The organism is Rhizobium sp. CC1099 (assembly GCF_029714385.1).
Taxonomy (GTDB): Bacteria; Pseudomonadota; Alphaproteobacteria; order Rhizobiales; family Rhizobiaceae; genus Rhizobium.
In genome coordinates this window covers 194,573-215,951 of sequence record NZ_CP121641.1, presented here as the reverse complement: position 1 = coordinate 215,951, position 21,379 = coordinate 194,573, and the positions used below count along the sequence as shown (strand labels likewise).

14 protein-coding genes are annotated in these 21,379 nt (G+C 60.1%); 6 read left to right on the top strand and 8 right to left on the bottom strand.

Features of this window, described 5'->3' with window-relative positions; all coding sequences use genetic code 11:
- Positions 1-69: 69 nt before the first annotated feature.
- Positions 70-996 carry a tetratricopeptide repeat protein gene (locus QA644_RS01070; RefSeq protein ID WP_283072427.1) on the bottom strand — a complete coding sequence of 309 codons (927 nt, stop codon included), beginning with the start codon at positions 994-996 and terminating at the stop codon, positions 70-72.
- A 143-nt stretch (positions 997-1,139) separates the two neighbouring features.
- Here QA644_RS01070 and QA644_RS01065 point away from each other — a divergent pair, with 143 nt between their 5' ends.
- Together QA644_RS01065 and QA644_RS01060 are read left to right on the top strand one after the other, a co-directional pair.
- Positions 1,140-1,406, top strand: a complete 267-nt coding sequence (locus QA644_RS01065) for a DUF6460 domain-containing protein (protein WP_022718289.1) — start codon at positions 1,140-1,142, stop codon at positions 1,404-1,406.
- Positions 1,407-1,408: 2 nt separating this feature from the next.
- Complete coding sequence (locus QA644_RS01060) at positions 1,409-1,906, top strand: CAP domain-containing protein (RefSeq protein ID WP_283070692.1); 498 nt, start codon at positions 1,409-1,411, stop codon at positions 1,904-1,906.
- A gap of 262 nt (positions 1,907-2,168) precedes the next feature.
- Here the strand turns inward: QA644_RS01060 and QA644_RS01055 are convergent, their stop codons facing one another.
- Genes QA644_RS01055 through QA644_RS01040 form a run of 4 tightly spaced genes read right to left on the bottom strand, consistent with a single transcriptional unit; the run spans position 2,169 to position 8,691 of the window.
- Positions 2,169-3,479: an alpha/beta hydrolase gene (locus QA644_RS01055; RefSeq protein ID WP_283070691.1), complete on the bottom strand. Its 1,311-nt coding sequence runs from the start codon at positions 3,477-3,479 to the stop codon at positions 2,169-2,171.
- Between the two features lies 1 nt (position 3,480).
- Positions 3,481-6,531, bottom strand: a complete 3,051-nt coding sequence (locus QA644_RS01050; protein ID WP_283070690.1) for an efflux RND transporter permease subunit — start codon at positions 6,529-6,531, stop codon at positions 3,481-3,483.
- The gene (locus QA644_RS01045) at positions 6,528-7,625 is read right to left on the bottom strand and encodes an efflux RND transporter periplasmic adaptor subunit (protein ID WP_283070689.1); all 1,098 of its coding nucleotides are present in this window, start codon (positions 7,623-7,625) and stop codon (positions 6,528-6,530) included. The genes QA644_RS01050 and QA644_RS01045 overlap by 4 nt, the downstream gene beginning before the upstream one ends.
- Before the next feature lies 1 nt (position 7,626).
- Positions 7,627-8,691, bottom strand: coding sequence for an efflux RND transporter periplasmic adaptor subunit (locus QA644_RS01040; protein ID WP_283070687.1), 1,065 nt, complete (start codon positions 8,689-8,691; stop codon positions 7,627-7,629).
- 185 nt (positions 8,692-8,876) lie between these two features.
- Between QA644_RS01040 and QA644_RS01035 the strand changes: the two genes are divergently transcribed.
- Positions 8,877-9,563, top strand: a complete 687-nt coding sequence (locus tag QA644_RS01035) for a TetR/AcrR family transcriptional regulator (protein ID WP_283070685.1) — start codon at positions 8,877-8,879, stop codon at positions 9,561-9,563.
- Positions 9,564-9,733: 170 nt separating this feature from the next.
- Here QA644_RS01035 and QA644_RS01030 read toward each other — a convergent pair whose 3' ends face one another.
- A complete protein-coding gene (locus QA644_RS01030) occupies positions 9,734-9,961 on the bottom strand; it encodes a hypothetical protein (RefSeq protein ID WP_283070683.1) in 228 nt (75 codons plus the stop codon).
- A gap of 623 nt (positions 9,962-10,584) precedes the next feature.
- Here QA644_RS01030 and QA644_RS01025 point away from each other — a divergent pair.
- Complete coding sequence (locus QA644_RS01025) at positions 10,585-11,904, top strand: glucoamylase family protein (protein ID WP_283070681.1); 1,320 nt, start codon at positions 10,585-10,587, stop codon at positions 11,902-11,904.
- Positions 11,905-12,084: 180 nt separating this feature from the next.
- Here the strand turns inward: QA644_RS01025 and QA644_RS01020 are convergent, their stop codons facing one another.
- The gene (locus tag QA644_RS01020; protein ID WP_194728884.1) at positions 12,085-12,480 is read right to left on the bottom strand and encodes a response regulator; all 396 of its coding nucleotides are present in this window, start codon (positions 12,478-12,480) and stop codon (positions 12,085-12,087) included.
- A gap of 761 nt (positions 12,481-13,241) precedes the next feature.
- On the opposite strand from QA644_RS01020, the gene QA644_RS01015 reads away from it, so the two are divergent.
- On the top strand, positions 13,242-13,874 hold the full coding sequence (locus QA644_RS01015) for a response regulator transcription factor (RefSeq protein ID WP_283070679.1): 633 nt from the start codon (positions 13,242-13,244) through the stop codon (positions 13,872-13,874).
- 662 nt (positions 13,875-14,536) lie between these two features.
- Here the strand turns inward: QA644_RS01015 and QA644_RS01010 are convergent.
- On the bottom strand, positions 14,537-15,049 hold the full coding sequence (locus QA644_RS01010) for a response regulator (RefSeq protein ID WP_194728882.1): 513 nt from the start codon (positions 15,047-15,049) through the stop codon (positions 14,537-14,539).
- Between the two features lie 628 nt (positions 15,050-15,677).
- On the opposite strand from QA644_RS01010, the gene QA644_RS01005 reads away from it, so the two are divergent.
- Positions 15,678-21,221: an AAA family ATPase gene (locus QA644_RS01005; protein ID WP_283070677.1), complete on the top strand. Its 5,544-nt coding sequence runs from the start codon at positions 15,678-15,680 to the stop codon at positions 21,219-21,221.
- Positions 21,222-21,379 lie beyond the last annotated feature (158 nt).

The following is a 21,379-nucleotide window of genomic DNA, read 5'->3' as shown; positions in this document are numbered from 1 at the left end:
GTTGCGAGCAAGCGAAATATGTAAGTAATGCTGACCTATTTTCAACTCGCAACATTTTTGCGCAAAAGGCTATCGCCGTGCAAGGAATAGAATGCCGGCGACCGGTTTGCCGCCATCCTTTCGAATCGTGGTTTTGACGGTTTCGATGATTTCGAAACCGTAACGGCGACAAAGGCTGCGAACATAGGCTTCCGTGTGAGCGTAGCGCAGCGACGGCGCGAGATGAAACCCGTCTCCCTCGCCCGCGTCTTCGACCGAAAAGGCGAAATCCGCACCGGATGTGGCGAGGCGATCGACGATTGCGAAGGTGCTTTCGAGATTGCCGAGATACATGAGCACATCGGCAGCCGCGATCAGATCAGCGCGATATTCTGCGCCATCCGCAAAGACGCCTGAGCCTTCTGGCGCAAGAGAAAGGTCGGCCTGGGCCAAGTGATCGTAGATTGCCTTCTCCTCAGCCTTGGCGAGCATGTTGTGCGAGAGGTCGTAGCCTTCAAGCCGCCCGGCACGGGCGCAAATTTCCGGACCAAGCAGGCCGGTGCCGCAGCCGAGATCAACGGCCAGCGAATATTTGCGGCCGGTGGCGGCGACAAGTGCTGCGAGTTTCTGCGGAACGGTATAATCCAGCTTTTCGACGAGCGAGGTTTCGAAACGGGCGGCATAATCATCGAACAGCCGCTCGACATAGCGGCTCGGAGGCCGGTCCGGCGTTTCGGAATCACCGAGCAGGGCGAGCTTGAGGCTTGCGCCGAAGATATCCTCGGGATCAAGCGCCAGCGTCTTGCGATAGGCTTCGATCGCGGATTGCACTTTGCCGGCCTTCTCCCGGTAGGTCGCGAGGCGATACCAGCCGGCAGCCCAGACGGGCGTCAGTTCCAGCGCCTGCTCCATCAGTTCGGCGGCCGCATCCGGCTCGCCGCCCTCGTTAAGCATCTTCGCATAGTCGGCGCGGCGGTCGGCGATGACGTCGCCGGAGGAAAGCTGGCTTTGCTGCATGATGTGGCCCGTTGAATGCCTGCGCATTTGGCGGCGGCCACAAAAAAACTCAAGTCCTATTTCAGAGGCGGAACGGCCGGTTCCGGAAAAGGCTTGCGGGCGACGCGCCGCAACCGTATTTCAGGGCAAACAGGAGATGGCGCATGTCCGATCAGGTAAACAAATTTCTGGGCGACTCGCTCGGCCGCACATTGGTGAAGCTCTTAGTCGTTTCGCTGATTGTCGGTTTCGTGATGACCGTTTTCGGATGGGCGCCGCTGGACCTCGTCTATAGCATCCGCGATTTCATCCGCGAGATCTGGTACCGGGGTTTTTCGGCTCTCGGCCGCATCGGTGATTATCTGCTGCTTGGTGCAACGGTCGTCATTCCGATCTTCATTATCATCCGACTTTTCAACTTCCGCCGGTAAACATGACATCCATCGATCTTTCCAGGCGCAATCTGCTGCGCATCTCAGGCCTTGTCCTCCTGACGGGCGTCGCAAGCTGCACGACCGCACCCAGAATGTCCTCCACGCCTTCGGACGGGGACGACGAGACGGCAGTGGCGCTGCCGCTTGTCAACCAGCTTCGTGCCAAAAACGGCCTGACGGCGCTTCGCGTCGATCCGGCGGCAAGCGCTGCGGCAATCTACCAGGCCAAGCGAATGGCAAGCGCCGGCAAGATGACGCATCTGATGGGCATGGCCGACAGTTTCGGCGCGCGCGTGACGAAAAGTGGCGTGCAGCTTCCAGCGGCCGAAAACATCGCCGCCGGCCAGCAGAGCGTCGACGCGGCGGTGACGGCCTGGATCAACTCGCAGCACCATCTCGAAAACATGCTGGGACGCTATAACGGGCTCGGCGTGGCCGTTGCGCACAATACGTCTTCCCGGAACATACCTTATTGGGCCATGGTTCTTTCTAGCTGAGGCGATTCTGCCTCTCACGACCAAGGCAGAAATGGATACCGGAACCCGCGAAAACCGGCTGGCATTCGATGTGACGCACCGGCTGGTGCCCTCGATCGTTGTGCCATTTTCCATTTGCCAATCCTATCGCGCCCCTTTGCGGCGGCACCCTGTCGTTTCGACGTTCTGAGATCATCTGGTCATCGTGCAGGCGACCCGCCGAAGGGCCATGCTGGACGCGCGTTCGTCAGATTGGTCATCTCATTGAGGCGCGCCTTTCGGTTCAGTAGGAAATCTGCCCGTCCACGATCTGTCCTCCGCCCGGGGAAAGCTCCCGCTTCAAGAGCTCGCGCTTCAAGACCTCGCGCGCCTCCGGATTGATGACCGCGACGGGAGCCGCAACGGCTACGCGCGCTGCCGAACCGGCGAAATTGGCCGCAGTCATTCCGATCTGGTTCGTAACGCTCGCCTTTCCGCCATCCAGGCTCTGTCCCGCCAGCCGCCGCCCGAGCAGGCGCACGATCTCGGGAGTGTCGGCGAAGGCATTGTGGCCGAGCGGATCGCTCGTTGCGATGGCGGTCGTGTCGATGACAGAAACGCCGAGTTCTTCGAGCAACGGTGCATAGGGCCTGAGATCGGATCCACCGACGCGGTCGACCCCGCCAGACAGCCAACTGGAGAACTCCAGGGCCTTGTCGCGTGTCGACGTCAGGATTGCAAAATGCGGCCTTTTTGGCCCCATTTCAACGAATTGACGCCGAAACACGTCGATATCGATGTCCGGCGAGGCCAGTATGACATTCTTGACCTTCGCCGGGATTGATTTTTCGCGCATGGCGACGCCGCGCAACGCCTCTGCCGCAAGCCAGCCTCCCATGGAATGAGCGAGAATTGTCACGTCTTGAACATCAGGACTTCTTGCGGCCTGAAGGATGAGATCCTCCAGAGCCCGACGCGAGTAGTTGGCGCTCTCCTTGTCATAGAGGTAGTCGAACGCGCGCCCCCGCGACGGCCAGGTGAAGAGGATCGGCGCGGCATCGGTTCCGGAGTCATGGACAATCTGCGCGAAGCGGAAGACCGCGTCGGCATAGGTGTTGTTGAATCCATGTACGAAAATGATGACCTGACGCCTGGAGTTTCGATTCCTGCGGTACCAGTCCAGGGCCTGGCCTTCGGACCGGACTTTCGCGACTTCCGTGACCGCAAACTCCCTTTCCGGCTTGGGCGGCATGCGTGAAGGCCACTGCACCTCCCCGATCTTGCGGTTGCGGTCGGGAGGTATGGACACATCGACGCTGTTGAGGGAAATCGCCGTCCCGCGGTCGCCGGAATAGAGTTTGCCAGGATCCTGCGACGGTTTGCGCGTCGTGGCGACCAGCATGGTGACCCGGTTCGTGTTCGTCGGGGCTACGGCGAGCGGCTGAAGAACATCCTGCACCCGGTTGGCGCAACCCGATGCAACGAGACATAGGGTTAGAAGAAGCGGGACGGTTCGCTCGATGCACGCGCGATGGATGGCAGCGATCGTCTGAACGAACCCAAGCAGGGTGAGCCCCTGGGCATTGCGCCCAGGGAGCAAGAAGGATGTTGTCATCTCAGGGCTGCGCGATTTCACGGGGTATCCGGAACCAGGCAACGTAGAGCGCCGGCAAGAAGAGGAGCGTCAGTGCCGTGCCCACGACGATACCCCCCATCATCGCATAAGCCATGGGTCCCCAGAATATCTCGTGCGAGATCGGGATTAGCGCCAGGGTCGCGGCTGCGGCGGTGAGCATGATCGGCCGCATGCGGTGTTCGGTTGCCTCCACCACCGCCTTCCAGGGCGACCTTCCCGCGGCTCGCAATTCCTCGATCTCCACGATCAGGATCACGGAGTTGCGGATGAGGATGCCGACGAGCGCGAGGACGCCCAGGAGTGCGACGAAGCCGAGCGGCGCATGGCTGGTAAGCAGCGCAACGACGACGCCGATCAGCGCCAGCGGGGCAACCGAGAAGACCAGGAAGAGCCTGTGGAAGCTCTGGAGCTGGATCATCAGGAGCGTCGCCATGATGACGAACATGGCCGGTGCCGCGTTTGCAATGGGACCCTGGGACTTGGCGCTTTCCTCGACCGCGCCGCCGACTGTAACGGAATACCCAACCGGCAGCGTCTTTTCGAAGGCCGCAACCTTGTCGGAGAGCGCCTTCACGACGGTCGCCGGCTGGGTTGCATCGCCGATCCCGGCCTTGATCGTGATGGTCGGAACTCTGTCGCGCCGCCAGATCGTCGGCTGTTCGAGCTCATAGTGGAAGGTTGCGACCGATGACAGTGGGACGGATTGACCACTGCTGCTCTGCAGTTGCAGATCAAGCAGGGTGTCGATCGAGCCGCGCTCCTTTTCTGCGGCACGGCCGATGACATCGACCAGATAGATGTTGTCCCGGACCTGCGTCACCGCGTTTCCCTGTACGACGGTGTTGAGCGCCATTGCGATATCCTGGGACGAGACGCCGAGCTGTCGGGCCTTGTCCTGTAGCACGTCCATCTTCACGACGCGGGCCGGCTCGTTCCAGTCGAAGGCAAGGTTCCTTAGGGAAGGATCAGTGCCGACGATCGATCCAAGCTTCTGTGCCAGGTCGCGCACCGTCTGCAGATTTTCGCCGGACACACGGTACTGAATCGGCTTGCCGACCGGCGGTCCGATTTCCAGCAGCTTCACATAGGCATCCGTTCCGGGAAAGGTCTTCTGAAGATAGGCTTCCGCTTCTTGCTTCAGCTTGTCGCGGGCGTCGAGTCCCTTGGCAACGATGATCGTCTGACCGAAGGAAACGTCAGCCGGCTGCACGTCGAAGGAAAGGATGAAGCGCGGCGCGCCTCTCCCGACATATGTCGACCAGTGCTCGACCGTAGGATTGCCGGCCAGCATCTCGTGTTCGAACTGAGCCATTTGGCGGCTCGTTTCGGCAATTGAGCTGTTCTGCGGCAGGTTCCAGTCAACGATCAGTTCCGGCCGATCCGAACTCGGGAAGAACTGCTGTTGCACCATCGTTAGGCCGACGATCGATCCTGCGAAGAGAACGACTGTTGCGACGATCGTCATCCAGCGCCAGCGCAGGCAGAATTGCAGCATGCTGGAGAATGCTTTCGCAAACCGGCCCTTGTGCTCGGCATGCTTCTTCATCGTCTCCGGCAGCAAGGTCACGCCGATGAGAGGCGTGAACAGGACGGCAACGATCCAGGAGACGACAAGCGATACGGCGATAACGACGAAGAGGGTGAAGGTGAACTCGCCCGCGCTGCTCTTGTTGAATGCGACGGGGATGAATCCCGCGACAGTCACGAGCGTGCCGGTCAGCATCGGAAAGGCCGTGGACGTGTAGACGTAGGTGGCGGCCTTCCTGAGACTGTCACCCATTTCCAGCCGTGCCACCATCATCTCGACGGCGATCATGGCGTCGTCGACGAGGAGGCCGAGCGCGATGATCAGCGCTCCGAGCGAGATACGCTGCAGGGATATGCCTGTATAGAGCATCACCATAAAGGTGATACCGAGAACGAGCGGGATCGCGATTGCCACGACGAGGCCGGCCCTGAACCCGAGACTGATGAAACTGATCGCGAGCACGATCGCGACCGCCTCGAACAGGGCCTTCGTGAAGCCACCCACTGCCTCGTCAACCACTTTCGGCTGGTCGGAGACCTGTTCAACGGAGACGCCGACCGGAAGATCCTGTACGATCTTGCTCATCGTCTTTTCGAGCGTTTCGCCGAAGGCAAGCAGGTTGCCGCCCGTCTTCATACCAATCGCAAGCCCGATGGCCGGCTTTCCGTTGAAGCGGAAGAGCGACGTCGCCGGATCGACGTAGCCGCGGGTGATCGTTGCGACGTCGGTCAGCGGGAAGAAGCGGTCGTTTACCCGAAGATTGATCCCACGCAAGGTCTCTTCGGAGATGAAGCGTCCGCCGACCCGCAAAGCGACCCGCTCCGGCCCGGTTTCGACAAAACCGGACTGGGTGACGGCGTTTTGCGCCTGCAGCGTGGCAATGATGGCGGCGCGGTCGATGCCGAGGGCGGCGATCTTGCGGGTGGAGAACTCGAGATAGATCACCTCATCCTGCGCACCGACGATGTCGACCTTGCCGACGTCCTGGATCTTGAGAATCTGCGTTCGGGCACCTTCGGCGAAATCGCGCAGTTCCCTCTGACTAAGGCCGTCGCCCGTGAAGGCAAAGATATTGCCATAGACGTCGCCGAACTGATCGTCGAAGAAGGGTCCGACCACGCCTTGGGGGAATTCGTGCTTGATATCGTCGATCAAGTTGCGGACACGCGACCAGGTGGGCTTTACGTCCCGCGCGTTTGTATCCGGCAACAAGTCGACGAAGACGATCGTCTGACCAGCGGTCGTGATACTGCGGGTATGTTCCAGCTTGTCGAGTTCCTGGAGCTTCTTTTCGATGCGGTCCGTAACCTGCTGTGTCACTTCTTCGGCAGAAGCGCCGGGCCATTGGGCCTGGATCACCATCGTCTTGATCGTGAAGGATGGATCTTCCTCGCGGCCGAGCGCCAGATAGGCAAAGGCGCCCGCCACTGCGAACATGATCATGAAATACCAGACGAGAGAACGATGCTCGAGCGCCCAGTCAGAAAGATTGAATTTATTCACGGGCGTGGCTCCTGTTCGAGTTTCACCTTCTGTCCATCGGCAAGTTCATTGACTCCGGCGATGACGACTTCTTCTCCCTCCCGCAAACCGGACAGAACCCGGACGGAGCGGGCGTCGGACGCCCGGCCATCGAGCTGAACCGGCCTCGGGGTGACTGTGGCTAGCGACCGATCCACTACCCATACGTGGCTGGCATCGCCTTCGCTGCGGATAGCGGAGACCGGCAGCGCGATCGCCTGCTTCCTTTCTTCGGCAAACGGTGTTGCGGTGACCACTGCGCCTAGACGGAAGATGTCCGGCGCACGATCGATGGCGATCTTCAGCCGATAGGTGCGGGTATTCGGATCGGCCTGAGGCGCGATCTCGCGGACGACACCAATGGCTCGAATCCTGCTGTCAAGCTGAAGGGCGACATTAAAGCGGTCGTCCAGGCGAATATTGCTGAACTGCGCCTCCGGAACGTCGACGACCACGTCGCGCTGCTCCAGGCGTGCCAGCTTCAGGACAGGCTGGCCCGCCGAGACGGTCTGGCCCATTTCTCCGAACGTGGCGGTGACGACCCCATCGAACTCGGCCCTCAGCTCGGAGTAGCCAAGCTGCTCATGCGCCTTGGCAAGGCTCGCCGTTGCTTTCGCAGCATTGGCTGCAGCCGACTTGAGCTGCTGTTCGGCAAGATCGTGATCGGCAATGCTGGCTGCATTGCTCTGGACGAGCCTTCGCTTGCGCATTTCGGTCGTCGCGGCGTTCTCCAACTGCGCCTGGGCGTTGCGCAGATCGGCTTCCGCGCTCTTGACCACGAGCTGCAGACTGAGAGGATCGATCTCCGCAAGGACATCGCCCTTGTGGACCAGGTCGCCAACATCGACCTTGCGAGACACCATCCGCCCGAGAGTCCGGAACGCCAGATCGGTCTCGATGCGGGCTCGCACGACGCCAGGCAAGCTTGCCGCTTGGTCCCGTTCGGCCGCAGCGATGACAACTTTGACAGGACGGGGACCTGCCTGCTCTCCTGCAACCGAGCTTTGGTCGCAGCCGACAAGCAGGGAGACTGATAGAATAAGTGGAAGAGAGGTGCATATGCGGTTGAGGGTCATCTCACTTGCCTTCCCAGGCGACTGCCTGGCCTTCCTTGAGGAACTTTCCGCCTTCGGTGACGATCAGGTCGTGCGGCGCGACGCCGCTGGTCACGACGAAATTGCTTTGGCGGTAACGGCCGACCGATATCTTGCGGAGCGAAACGGAGCGGTTTTCGGGGTTGACCAGCCATACGGCGGGTTCGCCTTTGGCGGACGCGATCGCGGTATAGGGCAAAGCGATTCCCTGGCGCGGCGGTGAACGGAGCTTGCCTACCACCGGCGTGCCGAGCGGCCATAGCGCGGCCTCCTGGAGCCCCACCTTGATCCGGATTGTGCCGGCTTTTGCGTCTATCACGGGAGAGACCTCCCGAATCTTGGCGTGCACGTCGAGCGCGCGGTCCGTCACTCGCGCGACATCCACGTCGGTCAGCGGCGGGCCATCCAGAAAGAATGCCTCGAAGACATCAAATACCGCGTCTCGCGGGCCGTCGTGGGCGAGCGTAAAGGCGGACTGTGCTGCAGACACCACCTGCCCTTCTTCTATGCTGCGCGCCGTGATGATTCCGTCTGCGGCGGACTTCAACTCCGTGTAGGACAGCACGTCCTCGGCCGTCGCGAGCGCGGCCTCGGCGACCTCCAGGGAAGCCTGCGCACTCAGCAGTTCCTTTTGGGCATCATCAAAGATCGCCCGCGGAACTGCCTGTGACCGTAGGAGCGACCTTGATCGCTCGAAAGCCAATGTCTTTTGTCTGACAACGGCCTGCGCCGATTCCAGTGCCGCGCGGGCGACGCTCACGTCCGCCTGTTGTTCCGTGTCGTTGAGCCGGGCAAGGACGTCGCCGGCGCGAACATGCGATCCAACGTCGACCTTTCTCTCAAGAACCCGACCACTGACGCGAAAGGAGAGTTCGCTCTGAACTCTCGCCTTCACCTCACCGGTGATTTCCGCACCCTGTTGATACTGAGCCTCGGCAGCCGCAACGACGCGCACTTGCTGCGGCGGCGGCGCCACTTCGGCTTTGTCTTCGCAAGCAGCCAGACATGCACAGGCGAGACCAATTCCCAGCAATCGAAAGGACTGCATTTTTTTCTCCGGTACGGTTTGCGACCAAAAGAGAGCTGCGCTGTTCGTCGCAGTCTCCAATCTGATGCGTGTAATGGGCCATCGCCCGATGTTGACATCGCCCACTTAAGGGTTAGAGTGGGCATTGTCAACATCGTTTGCGTAAAAAGTTGACACGCGCAACTTATAAACCTAAATGGACGATCATGACCAAAGACATGTCCAGCACAGAGACGCGCCCCTACCACCATGGTGACCTGCACAGGGCGATCGTCGGGGCCGCACTCGATGTCCTCAGCGAATCCCAAAGCACAGAGTTCTCGCTTCGGGAGCTCGCCCGTCGCGCGGGCGTCAGTCATAACGCCCCTTACAAACATTTCGCCGACAAGCGTGAATTGCTGGCGGCCGTCTCGGCGGTAGGGTTCGAGCTCCTTGCAAAGCAGATGACCGCCGCGACGAAAGAACTCGACAGTCCGCGCGAGCGGCTGGCAGCTATAGCGCGCGCTTACGTTTCCGGCGGCGTCAACAATCCTGCGCTCTACAGATTGATGTTCGGCGGCTATCTTACCGGTCAGGACAATGGGCGCCCTGCTGTCGAAAGAACTGCGGCAGAGAACATGAAAGCGCTTCTGGTGGACGCGATAAGCGACGGGGCGCTCGGGCGGCTCATTCCGAACACGGCCGCAAATACGCGGAAGATTGACGGTGCTATTCTAATTTTCTGGTCGCAAATGCATGGTCTCACTTTGCTGCTGGTAGATCGCCTCGTCGGCCCCAACGACAAGATGGAGGCGCTGACCGAGAGCGTCTTGCAAGGCATGCTCGACGGATTGGCGAATAGTATCCCCGCGATACCAGCGGGCGTGTGGGTAGGACCTCGGCCCGCCGCATAAAACGTCCCAAGCCTCGCGCTCGGTAACCAGCTGACATTTTGGCGAGGATGCTTGTATTGGGGCTGATGTTTTGCTGGCGACCGAGCGGGTGATTTCCGCACTCAAATCAAATTGCCCGGGATTGGGGTGCAGCGCTCGTAGACCTGGGAAATATCCGACCGACCTTAGCCTTAAGCCGCTGCTGTCAACACATCTCCGACCTGGGTATACGACGACTTGGCCTTCGCAGCCTTCTCCCTCAGAGCAGCCAGCTCTTCAGCAAGCAGTTCCACGGCGATCTTCTGGACGGCTGCCTTCAACCGATCCTCGACTTCGAAACTGTCCAGCATGTAACTGGTTATTGCGTCTTTCATCAGTTCTTCGATGGCAGGATCATTTTGCTCCAGCATATCAGTCATACTGTGCTTCCTTTGGTTGCGGGCATTTCCCTTCAGTTGGCACCTTTGAAGCTAGTCCCAAGCGTTATCTCGGTCCATAATACTTGCGGAAGACTTTCTGAATTCTAGGCATGCTCATTTCCGCCTTTGGTTTAACCCGCTCCACCAGATTGCCGGAATCTATCGCGCTTAAACTTCCTCGGTGGGGGGATTACAGATGCGCAGGAAGCCTTATCCTGCGAGGCTTTGGCGGAGGTCGCAGTGGCTATTCCAGTTTGGAGACCCGGCTGATAGGATTGGAAAGATCAAAGTCGGCGCCGAAGGCAACGGTGGGAGTGTTTGGATCGGCTGGTTTTTCCTCCCTGTTCTGAAGTCATTTGCAACGATTTCGGCCGATCCGCGCCAGCGCTTGTCGACGAGCCGAGGCATTGGGAACCTTGAGTTCCCGCCAGTTGTTCGACCTAGCAGGTTTATTGACACAAAGATGGATTGGCGACGTACCGTATCGGTTTCGATAACTCAGAGGGGATCGGTCGAGGAGTGGGGGCCGTCATACTGGACGAAAGACCGATGGCGGACAGAAATGTGCGGCTTAGTGAAGACGGGGACACGCACGACATCCGCGTCATAGTTGGTTAGCAATCATGCCCGAAATCATGTCGACCGACCGCGCCTTCGACCGTTTGCCAACCGACCAGGATCTGGGGCGGCTGCAATTCACCACCTTGCTTTACTATCTCCAATGCACGAACCCGGACAACGGTCTGGTTCGCGACAAAACCGAACCGAATGCCCCGGCAAGCATCGCGGCAATTGGCATGGCTCTGGCGACAATCCCCGTTGTTGTCGAGCGCGGGGTAATCATCCGCGAATTCGCTGCAAAGATCACCCGCAAGCGAATGCGGTTTTTGATGGAATGCCCGCAGGGGCCAGAGCCCGATGCATCCGGGTACATGGGCTTTTATTATCATTTTCTGGACATCGAAACGGGCCGCCGGGCCTGGCAATGCGAATTGTCCACCATCGATTCGGCTTTCCTGTTCGCCGGAGCCCTGACCGCAGCGACCTATTTTGATGGCGATACGGCCGATGAGGCAGAAATCCGCCAGCTTGCGACGGCGCTTTACGAGCGAGCCGACTGGATGTGGGCTTGCGATGGCGGCCCCACTTTGACACATGGCTGGCACCCGGAAAGCGGGTTTATTCCCTATCGTTGGCGCGGTTACGATGAGGGTCTGCTGCTGTATATTCTCGGGTTGGGATCGCCAACCCATCCACTGCCTCCGGAGAGTTACGCCGCCTACACCGCGAGCTATGAATGGAGAAACATCTATGGTCGCGAATTGCTTTATTCGGGGCCGCTTTTTACCCACCAGTTGTCGCACATGTGGGTAGACTTTCGAGGCATTCGTGACGAGTTCATGCGCCAGCACCACAGCGACTACTTTGAAAACAGCCGGCAGGCATCATTCGTGCAGCAGGAATATGCAATTCGCAACCCAATGCGGTTTGCGGGTTACGGGGAATATTGTTGGGGGTTTACCGCCTGCGACGGACCAGGTTGGGGTAACCGGGCGATCAATGGCGTCGACCGGGAGTTCTTCGACTACATCGCCCGTGGCGCGCCCTTCGGACCTGACGATGGCACCGTCGCGCCATGGGTCGTTGTCGCCTCGCTGCCGTTCGCGCCAGAGATCGTCGTGCCGACAGTCCTCAACTTTGCGCGAATGAAGCTCGGCATGACGCGTCTTTACGGTTTCAAACCGTCGTTCAACCAGACCTATGCCGTGGAAAACAGTCCGACCGGATGGTGGGTGAGTCCCTATCACTTTGGCATTGACCAAGGCCCGGTGGTGCTGATGATCGAAAACTACCGAACCGGCTTGCTCTGGAACATCATGCGTCGATGCAAGCCTCTGGTGATCGGATTGCGTCGCGCCGGATTTTCAGGGGGGTGGCTTTAGATTGGATGCGCTTTGATCCCTAGCGTTCCCGCCCCCGCCAGTTGGTACCGCCTCTCGCCTGAGTTTTCTTGACCTGCTGCGGCGGATCGAAGCCCAGAGGTCGTGGTTACGTCGAAGCCGTTGGACCCCGGATTGAAGTGGAGGTGCAGCGCGCTTTGCCTAGGAGTGGTCTTTGCTCCCTCATGAACCGCTTTCGCCCTCGCTACTGAGAGCCAGCGCAGAACGGATGCAATCAAGCAAAACCTGTTCGCCAAACGGTTTTGTCAGGCAGCCGACGATGTCCGCGCCCAACGCAGACGCGCGCACATTCTTTTCCGGAAAGGCGGTGATCAGAACAGTCGGAATGCTCTTGCCCAGCGCGACGAGCCGGCGGTGCAGATCGAGCCCGCTCATTCCGGGCATGTTGATGTCCGTCACAAGGCAGGCCGTGCGGCGGATATGGGGGAATCTCAAGAAATCATCCGCGGATGAAAAGGTCTCGGCGTCAAATCCCATCGACCTCATGAGCCCCTTGATAGCCTCGCGCATCGACTCGTCGTCATCGACGATCGCAATCAGAGGTTTCTTGGTAGACACTGCCGCCTCCCGACTTCGCCGATCGGCGTCGTACCGAATGAGCGTTGTGGCGCGCTTGACTGGATGGATTTAGTATCTAACGTCGACAAAGGCATCGCAAGCTATACGATCGTATAGATTGTGTGAGGCTTGCGGCAACGAGTGCGGTATCTGCCCAGGAGCGCCCGCAACATGGGGATGAGACAGCCGATGTAATTTTGAGATCGACGCGCCCTGCGAAAGCGGCGCCAGGCGCGCGTCGGGCTAGTCGGCGGTGCGAGGAAGGTCTCGACTGTGACGCGCGGAAGGGTGGCGAAATGGCCGGACAGCGGCGCGGCCACCAGGAGCTTTGGCTGCGGCTTGGCCAGGTGCGGCGACTGGTCGAACTCAATCGCTGACGTCTCATCAATCAATGCCGGATTCACTCGGCACAGCGTCGCTAGTGCTTGAGGTTTGCTTGCCTCACGCCGCCCTGATACTTGCGGCACCCCGCGTCCCCTTGTGACGGCAGACGCCGGCCATGTGGCGCATCGGCGCGCCATGGCAGACCGCAGGACGCCCAAGCGCTCTCTTGGGCAGCCCGCATTTAGCCTTGTGGCCGAGGTAATTAGCGCGCATTCTGGTGTGTGAAAAAACTCCGTTTCGGCAGCGACGAAGGAGAGAGGAGGAGTGTTCTCATCGCGTCATTGGCGCTCTGCTGGTTGGGATTTGCCCGCTGCTGCTGCAGTGGGTACAGATCCTGTACGTCCCAAAGCTTCGGTTGACTTTGGGGGGCGCTGGCGATGACCGAGGCAACCGTCATTGTCATCGATGATGACCCGGATATCCGCGAGGCGCTTGGCAGTCTGCTGCGTTCCGTCGGTTTTGACGTGAAACTCCTCGCCTCTGTGGACGACTTCCTCAGGTCTGGACGACCCAACGGACCGACCTGTCTCGTGCTCGATGTCCGGCTTCCGGGCCAAAGCGGTCTTGATTTTCAGCTCGAGCTGTCACGAGAAAATATTCAGCTGCCGATCGTCTTCATCACCGGGCACGGCGACATTCCCATGTCTGTCCAGGCGATGAAGGGGGGCGCGGTCGAGTTCCTGACGAAACCGTTCCGAGACCAGGATTTGCTCGACGCCGTTCACGTCGGCCTGGCGCGCGACCGCGTGTGGCTTGAAAATGAAAAGGCATTGGCGACGGTGCGCGCGCGTTTCGATAGCCTGACCCCGCGGGAGCGCGAGGTGATGGCTTTGGTGGTGACCGGACGACTCAACAAGCAGATTGCCGGCGACCTAGGCGTGAGCGAGATTACCGTGAAGGTTCACCGCAGCCAGGTCATGCAGAAGATGGGTACCAGGTCCTTGCCCGAACTCGCGCGTATGGCTGACAAGCTGATGCTCGCGCCGGGAAAGCCGCAAACGCACTCATAAAGGTCTTGCCGCGCGTATAGGTCACCCCCTCCTCATTGGTAATCGATCCTTCCTGGTGGCCAATAGCCCGGGCGGGAGCCCTCCTCTATGGTACGGGTTCCTTCCTCCTCCCAGGCCGTATCGCCCCCGATCGGCCCGCCTTGAGCCTCCCAACCCCCGGGAGGCTTCTTTTTGGACCTCTCGCATGGCAGACAAGGTCGCGCGCTCAAGACCGACCGAATGGAACGGCATGTGGGTTTGCCGGGGTTCACGGTTACAAGTGCTCTCTGCCAAGTTCGGGTTGTTGAAGACAAGCCTGAAGGAACAGATGGCAGGCGAATGATCAACAATGGCGATGTCGGGGGACAATGGCCGTGCGATTCGGGGGACCAACCCTTGTCAATAAGTACGGGCGGCGGGATGGGATATGAGCGCACCAATGTGGTCGGCATGAGCGCAGAGGTGCCGGAGCGCCATCGCTAGTGCAGCTTCGGCCAAAACGGAGTCGCCACAGCTGAACTATCTTTTTGTTTTATGCAATTCCGGGCCGAAAAGCGATCCATACTATTCCTGGATTTGCTCTAGGCGGTCGGGGCTCCCGTGCTGACGACGAACGCGATCTTTGTCTGCGGCGTCTCGATCATACGAGACGCCGCATGGGGTGGCAGCTGAGCTCAAGGTGTCTATAGTGAGAAGGAATCCCGCGCCATGATGCGTTGGAGGCTTCTTCGATGCATACAAAGCGTGCGCGCAGTGCGCGATACGTTCGCCCCGCACATGGCGTAAATTCTCTTAATATGCTCGATGCGAACGGCCTCGGGCCGCGAAATCGTATCGGGTATCGGCACCGAATCGAGATTTCGTCCGAGCAGCACGGCCAGCACGACATCGACCTCCATCGGTTTCGGCAAAACGTCACTGGCTCCCTCTCTGACGGCACGGACCGCCGTGCTGATATTGCAGTAGATACTTTGGACCACGACGCGTGTAGTGCCTAGATTTGCCAACGCTTCGACAATCTCAAAACCATTGCCGTCAACGTATTTGAGTTCAATCAGTGCGAAATCGGGCACGTCGTTTTCAAGCTGCGCCTTGGCTCCTGCAACGCTCGTGGCCAGCCGAACCGCCAGTCCCTCAGAAAGGAGACGTGTAACAAGAGGGGAAAAAACGTCGATCTCCGGATCCGCGACCAACACACTGGCTTTCCTGGTGTTGGATGCCGAGGACGCGTGGGGGACAAAGTATGGGAATACCATCATGACCGCTCCCTGTTTCAGGATCGCTTCGAGTCTAAGACAAGGCGGCTGGAGACGACATTATACGCTTGGATAGTTTTCAATAGCCGATGGTTGTTGACAGTGCCTGCTTCAGCTGGCTAACGCGCCTGGAGCGACGGTGGTATTGCCGATCGATGAACATGTCACTCGCTGAGCACGTTCGCGGATGGGCTCGATGCTGGTATTCCAAAGTATCGAAAGGAGAAACCACCGTATAATTTTCCGTCGTCTTTTTGATCGCTAGTCTCTAGTTGTTGCCTCACGACAGGCAGGTAGCGAATTTCCCCCTTGCTACCAACAAGCTTCGCCGGCTCCTCCCTCCGAAGCTCTGCGGGGGGCGGGTATAGCCGCTCGGTTGATCCGCTGGGACGAACAGGCGAGATGTGGTAAGAAGGCAGGTGTTACGGTTCATCATATGTGCTCGCTTTGGCCAATGTGATTGGACGGATCTCCGAAACGAGAGTGGCAGTGCCAAATGAGACAGGCGAGGTGACGAAGTCGGCAAATAAGCACATCCTCGTTCTTCGGCGTTGGTGGAGATAGCAGTTTGGAGGTTCTTTGGGAGGATGGTGATCGCGTGTTCCACCGGGAACGGCGCAGGAGCGCCGACGGCAAGTGGAACCCGGTACTGGTCGTGCTTCCGGCCCTCGAGCACCCGACACTTTCAAGCCTCGAACGCCTCGACCATGAATATGGATTGAAGGATGAGCTCGATAGCGCATGGGCGGTGCGACCGCTTGAGTTGGTGCGCGAAGGCGGTCGGACCATGCTGGTGCTTGAAGATCCGGGCGGCGAGCCGCTCGCCCGGCGGCTCGGAACGGCAATGGAACCGGAGCTTTTCCTGCGCCTCGCGATCGGCATCGCCGCTGCGCTCGGCAGGGCCCACCAGCGCGGCCTCGTCCACAAGGATATCAAACCGGCCAATATCCTGGTAACGGGCTCAGGCGCCGAGGTGCGGCTCACCGGCTTCGGCATCGCCTCGCGCCTCTCCCGCGAACGGCAGGCGCCCGAGCCGCCCGAAGTGGTCGCCGGAACGCTTGCCTATATGGCGCCGGAGCAGACCGGGCGCATGAACCGCTCGATCGATGCCCGCAGCGACCTCTATGCCCTTGGTGTGACCTTTTATCAAATGCTCACCGGCGTACTGCCGTTTACGGCTGCCGATCCGATGGAATGGGTGCACTGCCATATCGCACGGCAGCCGGTGCCGCCCACCGAGCGGCTGAAAGAAATCCCCGCCGCCGTCTCGGCCATCGTCATGAAGCTGCTCGCCAAGACGGCTGAGGAACGATACCAGACGGCAGGCGGCGTCGAGCACGATCTGAGCCGCTGTCTCAGCCAATGGGAAGTGCAGTGCCGGATTGATGCATTCCCGCTCGGCGAACGCGATATCCCGGACCGCGTGCTGATTCCCGAGAAGCTATACGGGCGGGAGCGCGAGGTCGAGACCTTGCTCACTGCCTTCGACCGCGTGGTGCTGAGCGGGGCGCCGGAATTGGTGCTGGTCTCTGGCTATTCCGGCATCGGCAAGTCGGCGGTGGTCAATGAACTCCACAAGGTACTGGTGCCGCCGCGCGGGCTGTTCGCGTCCGGCAAATTCGACCAGTACAAGCACGACATCCCTTATGCGACCCTGGCGCAGGCCTTTCAGGGCTTGCTCAAGGGGCTCCTCGCCAAGAGCGAGGCCGATTTGGCACCGTGGCGCGAGGCGCTGAGCGAAACGCTGGGGCCGAACGGACAGCTGATGGTCGATCTCGTCCCCGAACTGAAGCTCATCATCGGCGACCAGCCGCCGGTCGCTGAACTTCCGCCACAGGACGCGCAACGGCGATTCCAGCTGATATTCCGGCGGTTCATCAGCGTCTTTGCCCGGCCCGAACATCCGCTAGCGCTGTTCCTCGACGATCTCCAATGGCTCGACGCGGCGACACTCGACCTGCTGGAGGATCTGCTGACCCGGTCGGATCTGCAGCAGCTCATCCTGATCGGTGCCTATCGCGACAACGAAGTCACCGCCGCCCATCCTTTGATGCGGAAGCTTGACGCGATCAAGACCGCCGGCGGCAAGGTCGCGGAAATCACGCTTGCGCCGCTTACTCAAGACCATCTCCGGCAGTTGATTGCAGATGCGCTCCACTGTCAGCCCGAGCGTGCAGCCCCGCTCGCACAGATGATGCTCGACAAGACCGGCGGCAATCCGTTCTTCGTCCGTCAGTTCCTGTTTTCGCTCGCCGAAGAGCGAATGCTCACCTTCGATCACGACGCGGCATGCTGGTCCTGGGATCTCGAGCGCATTCACGCCAAGGGATACACCGACAACATCGTGGACCTCATGGTCGGCAAGCTCGCGCGCCTGCCGCCCGAAACGCGGGAGGCGTTGCAGCGGTTCGCCTGTCTCGGAAACATCGCAGATACCATGATGCTTTCACTCGTCCTCGAAACCCCGGAGGAGCAAGTCCCCGAGGCCCTGTGGCCTGCCGTCGCTCATGAATTGCTCGAGCGTCTGGCAGGCGCCTACCGGTTCGTCCACGATCGCGTTCAGGAAGCTGCCTATTCGCTGATCCCGGAGGAGCGGCGCGGCGAGTTGCACCTTCGCATAGGGAGACTGCTTGCGGCGAACACTGCGCCGGAGCTGATTGACGATTATGTTTTCGAGATTGTCAGCCAGCTCAATCGCGGGGCCGCACTGATCACCTCAGCTGAGGAGCGCGCGCAACTGGCGAAGTTCAATCTGCTGGCCGGCAGGCGCGCCAAGGCCTCGACGGCATACGCCTCGGCGCTCAACTATTTTGTTGCCGGCACGACACTGCTGCCGGAAGACGCCTGGGAGCGCCAGCACCAACTGGCGTTCGCGCTTGAGCTGAACCGAGCCGAATGCGAGTTCCTCATTGGCGCGCTGGCGGACGCGGAGGAGCGGTTAGCACAGCTTTCCAATTGTGCTGTCTGCTCCGACGACAAGGCTGCTGTCGCCTGCCTGCGCATCGATCTCTATGCTGCGCTCGGTCAGACCAGTCGCTCCGCCGCCGTCGGTCTCGACTACCTGAGGCAGCATCTCGGCATCGACTGGTCGCCGCATCCGGCCGACGAGGAGGTGCAACGAGAATACGGCCGGATCTGGTCGCAGCTCGGGAGCCGCGCAATCGAGGAGCTCATTGATCTGCCGTTGATGAGCGACCCAGCATCCTCCGCGACGCTGGATATCCTCACCCGGCTCGTTGGGGCGGTATGGCATACCGATGCGAATCTTGCATGCATGGCGATCTGCCTGGCTGTTAATCTGAGCCTCGAGCGAGGCAACAGCGACGGTTCCTGCTACCACTATGTGTCGCTTGGCTATATTGCCGGACCGCGCTTCGGCGACTATGCGGCCGGATTTCGATTCGGTCGGCTTGGCTGCCAACTGGTCGAAGAGCGCGAACTGAAGCGCTTCCAAGCCAGGACTTATAAAGACTTCGGGGCCCACGTCATACCGTGGACGAGACATGTCCGAACCGCCCGCGACATCTTGCGGCGAGCGCTTGAAATTGCCAACCAGAGCGGCGACCTCACCTTTGCCGGATACAGCTATGCCAGTTTGAATTCGAACCTGCTGGCGGCGGGAGATCCGCTTATGGAAGTGCAACGCCAAGCGGAGATTGGCCTTACGTTTGCGCAGAAGGTGCGGTTCCAGTTCGTCATAGACCTCGCTAGCGCGCAACTCGGCCTCGTCCGGACGCTGCGCGGGTTGACCCGGAAATTCGGCTCTTTCGACGACGACGGATTTGACGAACTAGAGATCGAACGCCGGTTTTCCGACGATCCGAATTTGATTCTTGCGGAAACCTGCTACTTCGTCAGAAAACTCCAGGCGCGGTTCTTTGCGGGCGACTATGAGGCGGCCGTCGATGCGTCATTGCGGGCGCAGAGGCTACCATGGACATCGGTGTCGCATTTCGAAGAAACGCCGGAACATCATTTCTATGGCGCCTTGGCCCGCGCCGCATGCTGCGACTCTGCTGCGGCTGACCAGCGGGCGCGGCATACGGAGGCTCTGGTCGCCCACCACCGACAGCTTCAGATCTATGCGAAGAATTGCCCGGAGAACTTCGAGAATCGAGCCGCGCTGGTCGGCGCCGAGATAGCACGCCTTGAGGGCCGCGAAATCGACGCCGTGCGGCTTTACGAACAAGCGATCCGCTCGGCGCGTGCCAACGGCTTCATTCATCATGAAGCCCTCGCATATGAACTCGCCGCCCGCTTTTATGCGCAGGGAGGTTTCGAGGACTTCACTCGTCTCTATCTCCGCAACGCACGTGGCTGCTATCTGCGCTGGGGCGCCGACGGTAAGGTGCGGCAACTCGACCAACTTTATCCTGACCTGAGAGGGGAAGAACGCGCTCCTGCTCCAACCAGCACCATTGGTGCACCGATCGAGCAACTCGATCTCGCAACCGTTATCAAGATCTCGCAAGCCGTGTCGGGCGAGATTGTCCTTCAAAAGCTGATCGACACGGTCTTGCGCACCGCCGTTGAGCAGGCGGGGGCCGAGCGCGGCCTGTTGATCCTGCCGCGTGGCGGTGAGTCACGGATCACGGCGGAGGCCACGACCGGCGGCGACACGGTCGTGGTGCAGCTGCGTGATGAGATCGTGACCGCGATCACGCTGCCGGAATCGCTCCTTCATTATGTCTTGCGCACAAACGAAAGCGTGGTTCTCGGCGACGCCATAGCTCAGAATCCATTTTCCGCGGACCCCTACATCTGTCAGCACCATGCTCGTTCCATTCTCTGCGTGCCGTTGCTCAACCAGGGCCAACTGACCGGAGTACTCTATCTTGAGAACAACCTCGCCCCTCGGGTCTTCGCGCCGGCCCGGATCGCGGTGCTGAAGCTGCTCGCCTCTCAGGCGGCGATCTCACTGGAGAATAACCGGTTGTACCGCGATCTCGCTGAACGCGAAGCCAAGATCCGTCGCCTCGTCAAGGCCAACATCATCGGGATCGTCATCTGGGATATCGAAGGTCGCATTCTTGAGGCCAACGACGCGTTCCTCCGCATGGTGGGATACGACCGGGAGGATCTTGCCTCGGGTCGGCTATGCTGGACGGACCTGACGCCGGCCGAATGGCGCGACCGCGACGCACGGACCGTCGCAGAGCTGAAGCTGATCGGGGCAGTCCAACCGTTCGAGAAGGAGTACTTTCGGAAAGATGGCAGTCGACTGCCCGTGTTGATCGGCGGTGCACTGTTGGAAGGAAGCAGGAACGAAGGTGTCTCTTTCGTCCTCGATTTGACGGAGCGCCGGCAGGCGGAAGAGGCGTTACGCGAGAGCGAGGAAGCCTTGCGCGAGGCGCAGGGGCAACTGGCCCACGCAAACCGCGTCGCCACCATGGGGCAGCTCACAGCCTCCATCGCCCATGAAGTCAATCAGCCGCTCGCCGCGTCGCTTACCAACGCCCAGGCGGCCTTGCGCTGGCTCGGTACCTATCCGCCGAATCTGGAGGAGGTGGCTCAGGCGCTCGGCCGGATCGTCGAGAACGCCAATCGGGCCGGCGATGTCATTGGCCGGATCCGCGCCTTGGTCAAGAAGGAGCCCCCTCGCAAGGGGCAGTTCGACCTCAATGAAGCCATTCGTCACGTGATTGCCTTGACCGGCAGTGAAGTCCTCCGGCAAGGCGTCACGCTGCAGACCGAATTCGCGACGAGCCTCCCGTCCGTGGAAGGGGATCGCGTCCAGCTACAACAGGTGATCCTAAACCTGATCATGAACGCCATTGAGGCGATGAGCGGCATTAATGAGGAAGAGCGCGAGTTGCTGATCAGCACCGAGACAGAGGCCTCAGGAGGCGTCGTCGTCGGGGTGCGCGACTCGGGTCCAGGCCTGGACCCGCAAAGTATGGACCGCGTTTTTGAGGCCTTCTACACGACCAAATCCACCGGTATGGGTATGGGCCTGGCGATCTGCCGTTCGATCATCGAGGCTCACGGGGGCCAGCTATGGGCCACCGCGAATAAACCTCGTGGGGCGGTGTTTCTGTTCACCCTGCCTCTCGAACGAGACGAGCCCGCTGGCGCAAAGCATGCCGACGAAATGGCAATGTTGGGAAACTAATCGGGCGAACGGCTGGCTGAAGCTCTCGCAGCTAGTGCAGGTCTCTGCGAAGAGTGAAGGCCGTCGGCCTGGCCCCTCTCCACCGCAAGACCGACTGAGGCGTGGCCGAAGCTGAATTCATCTTCATGACGCGCCATTGTTGTCGGGCGAAATGAACG

Coding starts and splice junctions, on each gene's coding strand:
- QA644_RS01040 (WP_283070687.1), bottom strand. CDS start 8,691: ATGCAGTCCTTTCGATTGCTGGGAATTGGTCTCGCCTGTGCATGTCTG.
- QA644_RS01070 (WP_283072427.1), bottom strand. CDS start 996: ATGCAGCAAAGCCAGCTTTCCTCCGGCGACGTCATCGCCGACCGCCGC.
- QA644_RS01060 (WP_283070692.1), top strand. CDS start 1,409: ATGACATCCATCGATCTTTCCAGGCGCAATCTGCTGCGCATCTCAGGC.
- QA644_RS01015 (WP_283070679.1), top strand. CDS start 13,242: ATGACCGAGGCAACCGTCATTGTCATCGATGATGACCCGGATATCCGC.
- QA644_RS01025 (WP_283070681.1), top strand. CDS start 10,585: ATGCCCGAAATCATGTCGACCGACCGCGCCTTCGACCGTTTGCCAACC.
- QA644_RS01055 (WP_283070691.1), bottom strand. CDS start 3,479: ATGACAACATCCTTCTTGCTCCCTGGGCGCAATGCCCAGGGGCTCACC.
- QA644_RS01030 (WP_283070683.1), bottom strand. CDS start 9,961: ATGACTGATATGCTGGAGCAAAATGATCCTGCCATCGAAGAACTGATG.
- QA644_RS01045 (WP_283070689.1), bottom strand. CDS start 7,625: ATGACCCTCAACCGCATATGCACCTCTCTTCCACTTATTCTATCAGTC.
- QA644_RS01035 (WP_283070685.1), top strand. CDS start 8,877: ATGACCAAAGACATGTCCAGCACAGAGACGCGCCCCTACCACCATGGT.
- QA644_RS01065 (WP_022718289.1), top strand. CDS start 1,140: ATGTCCGATCAGGTAAACAAATTTCTGGGCGACTCGCTCGGCCGCACA.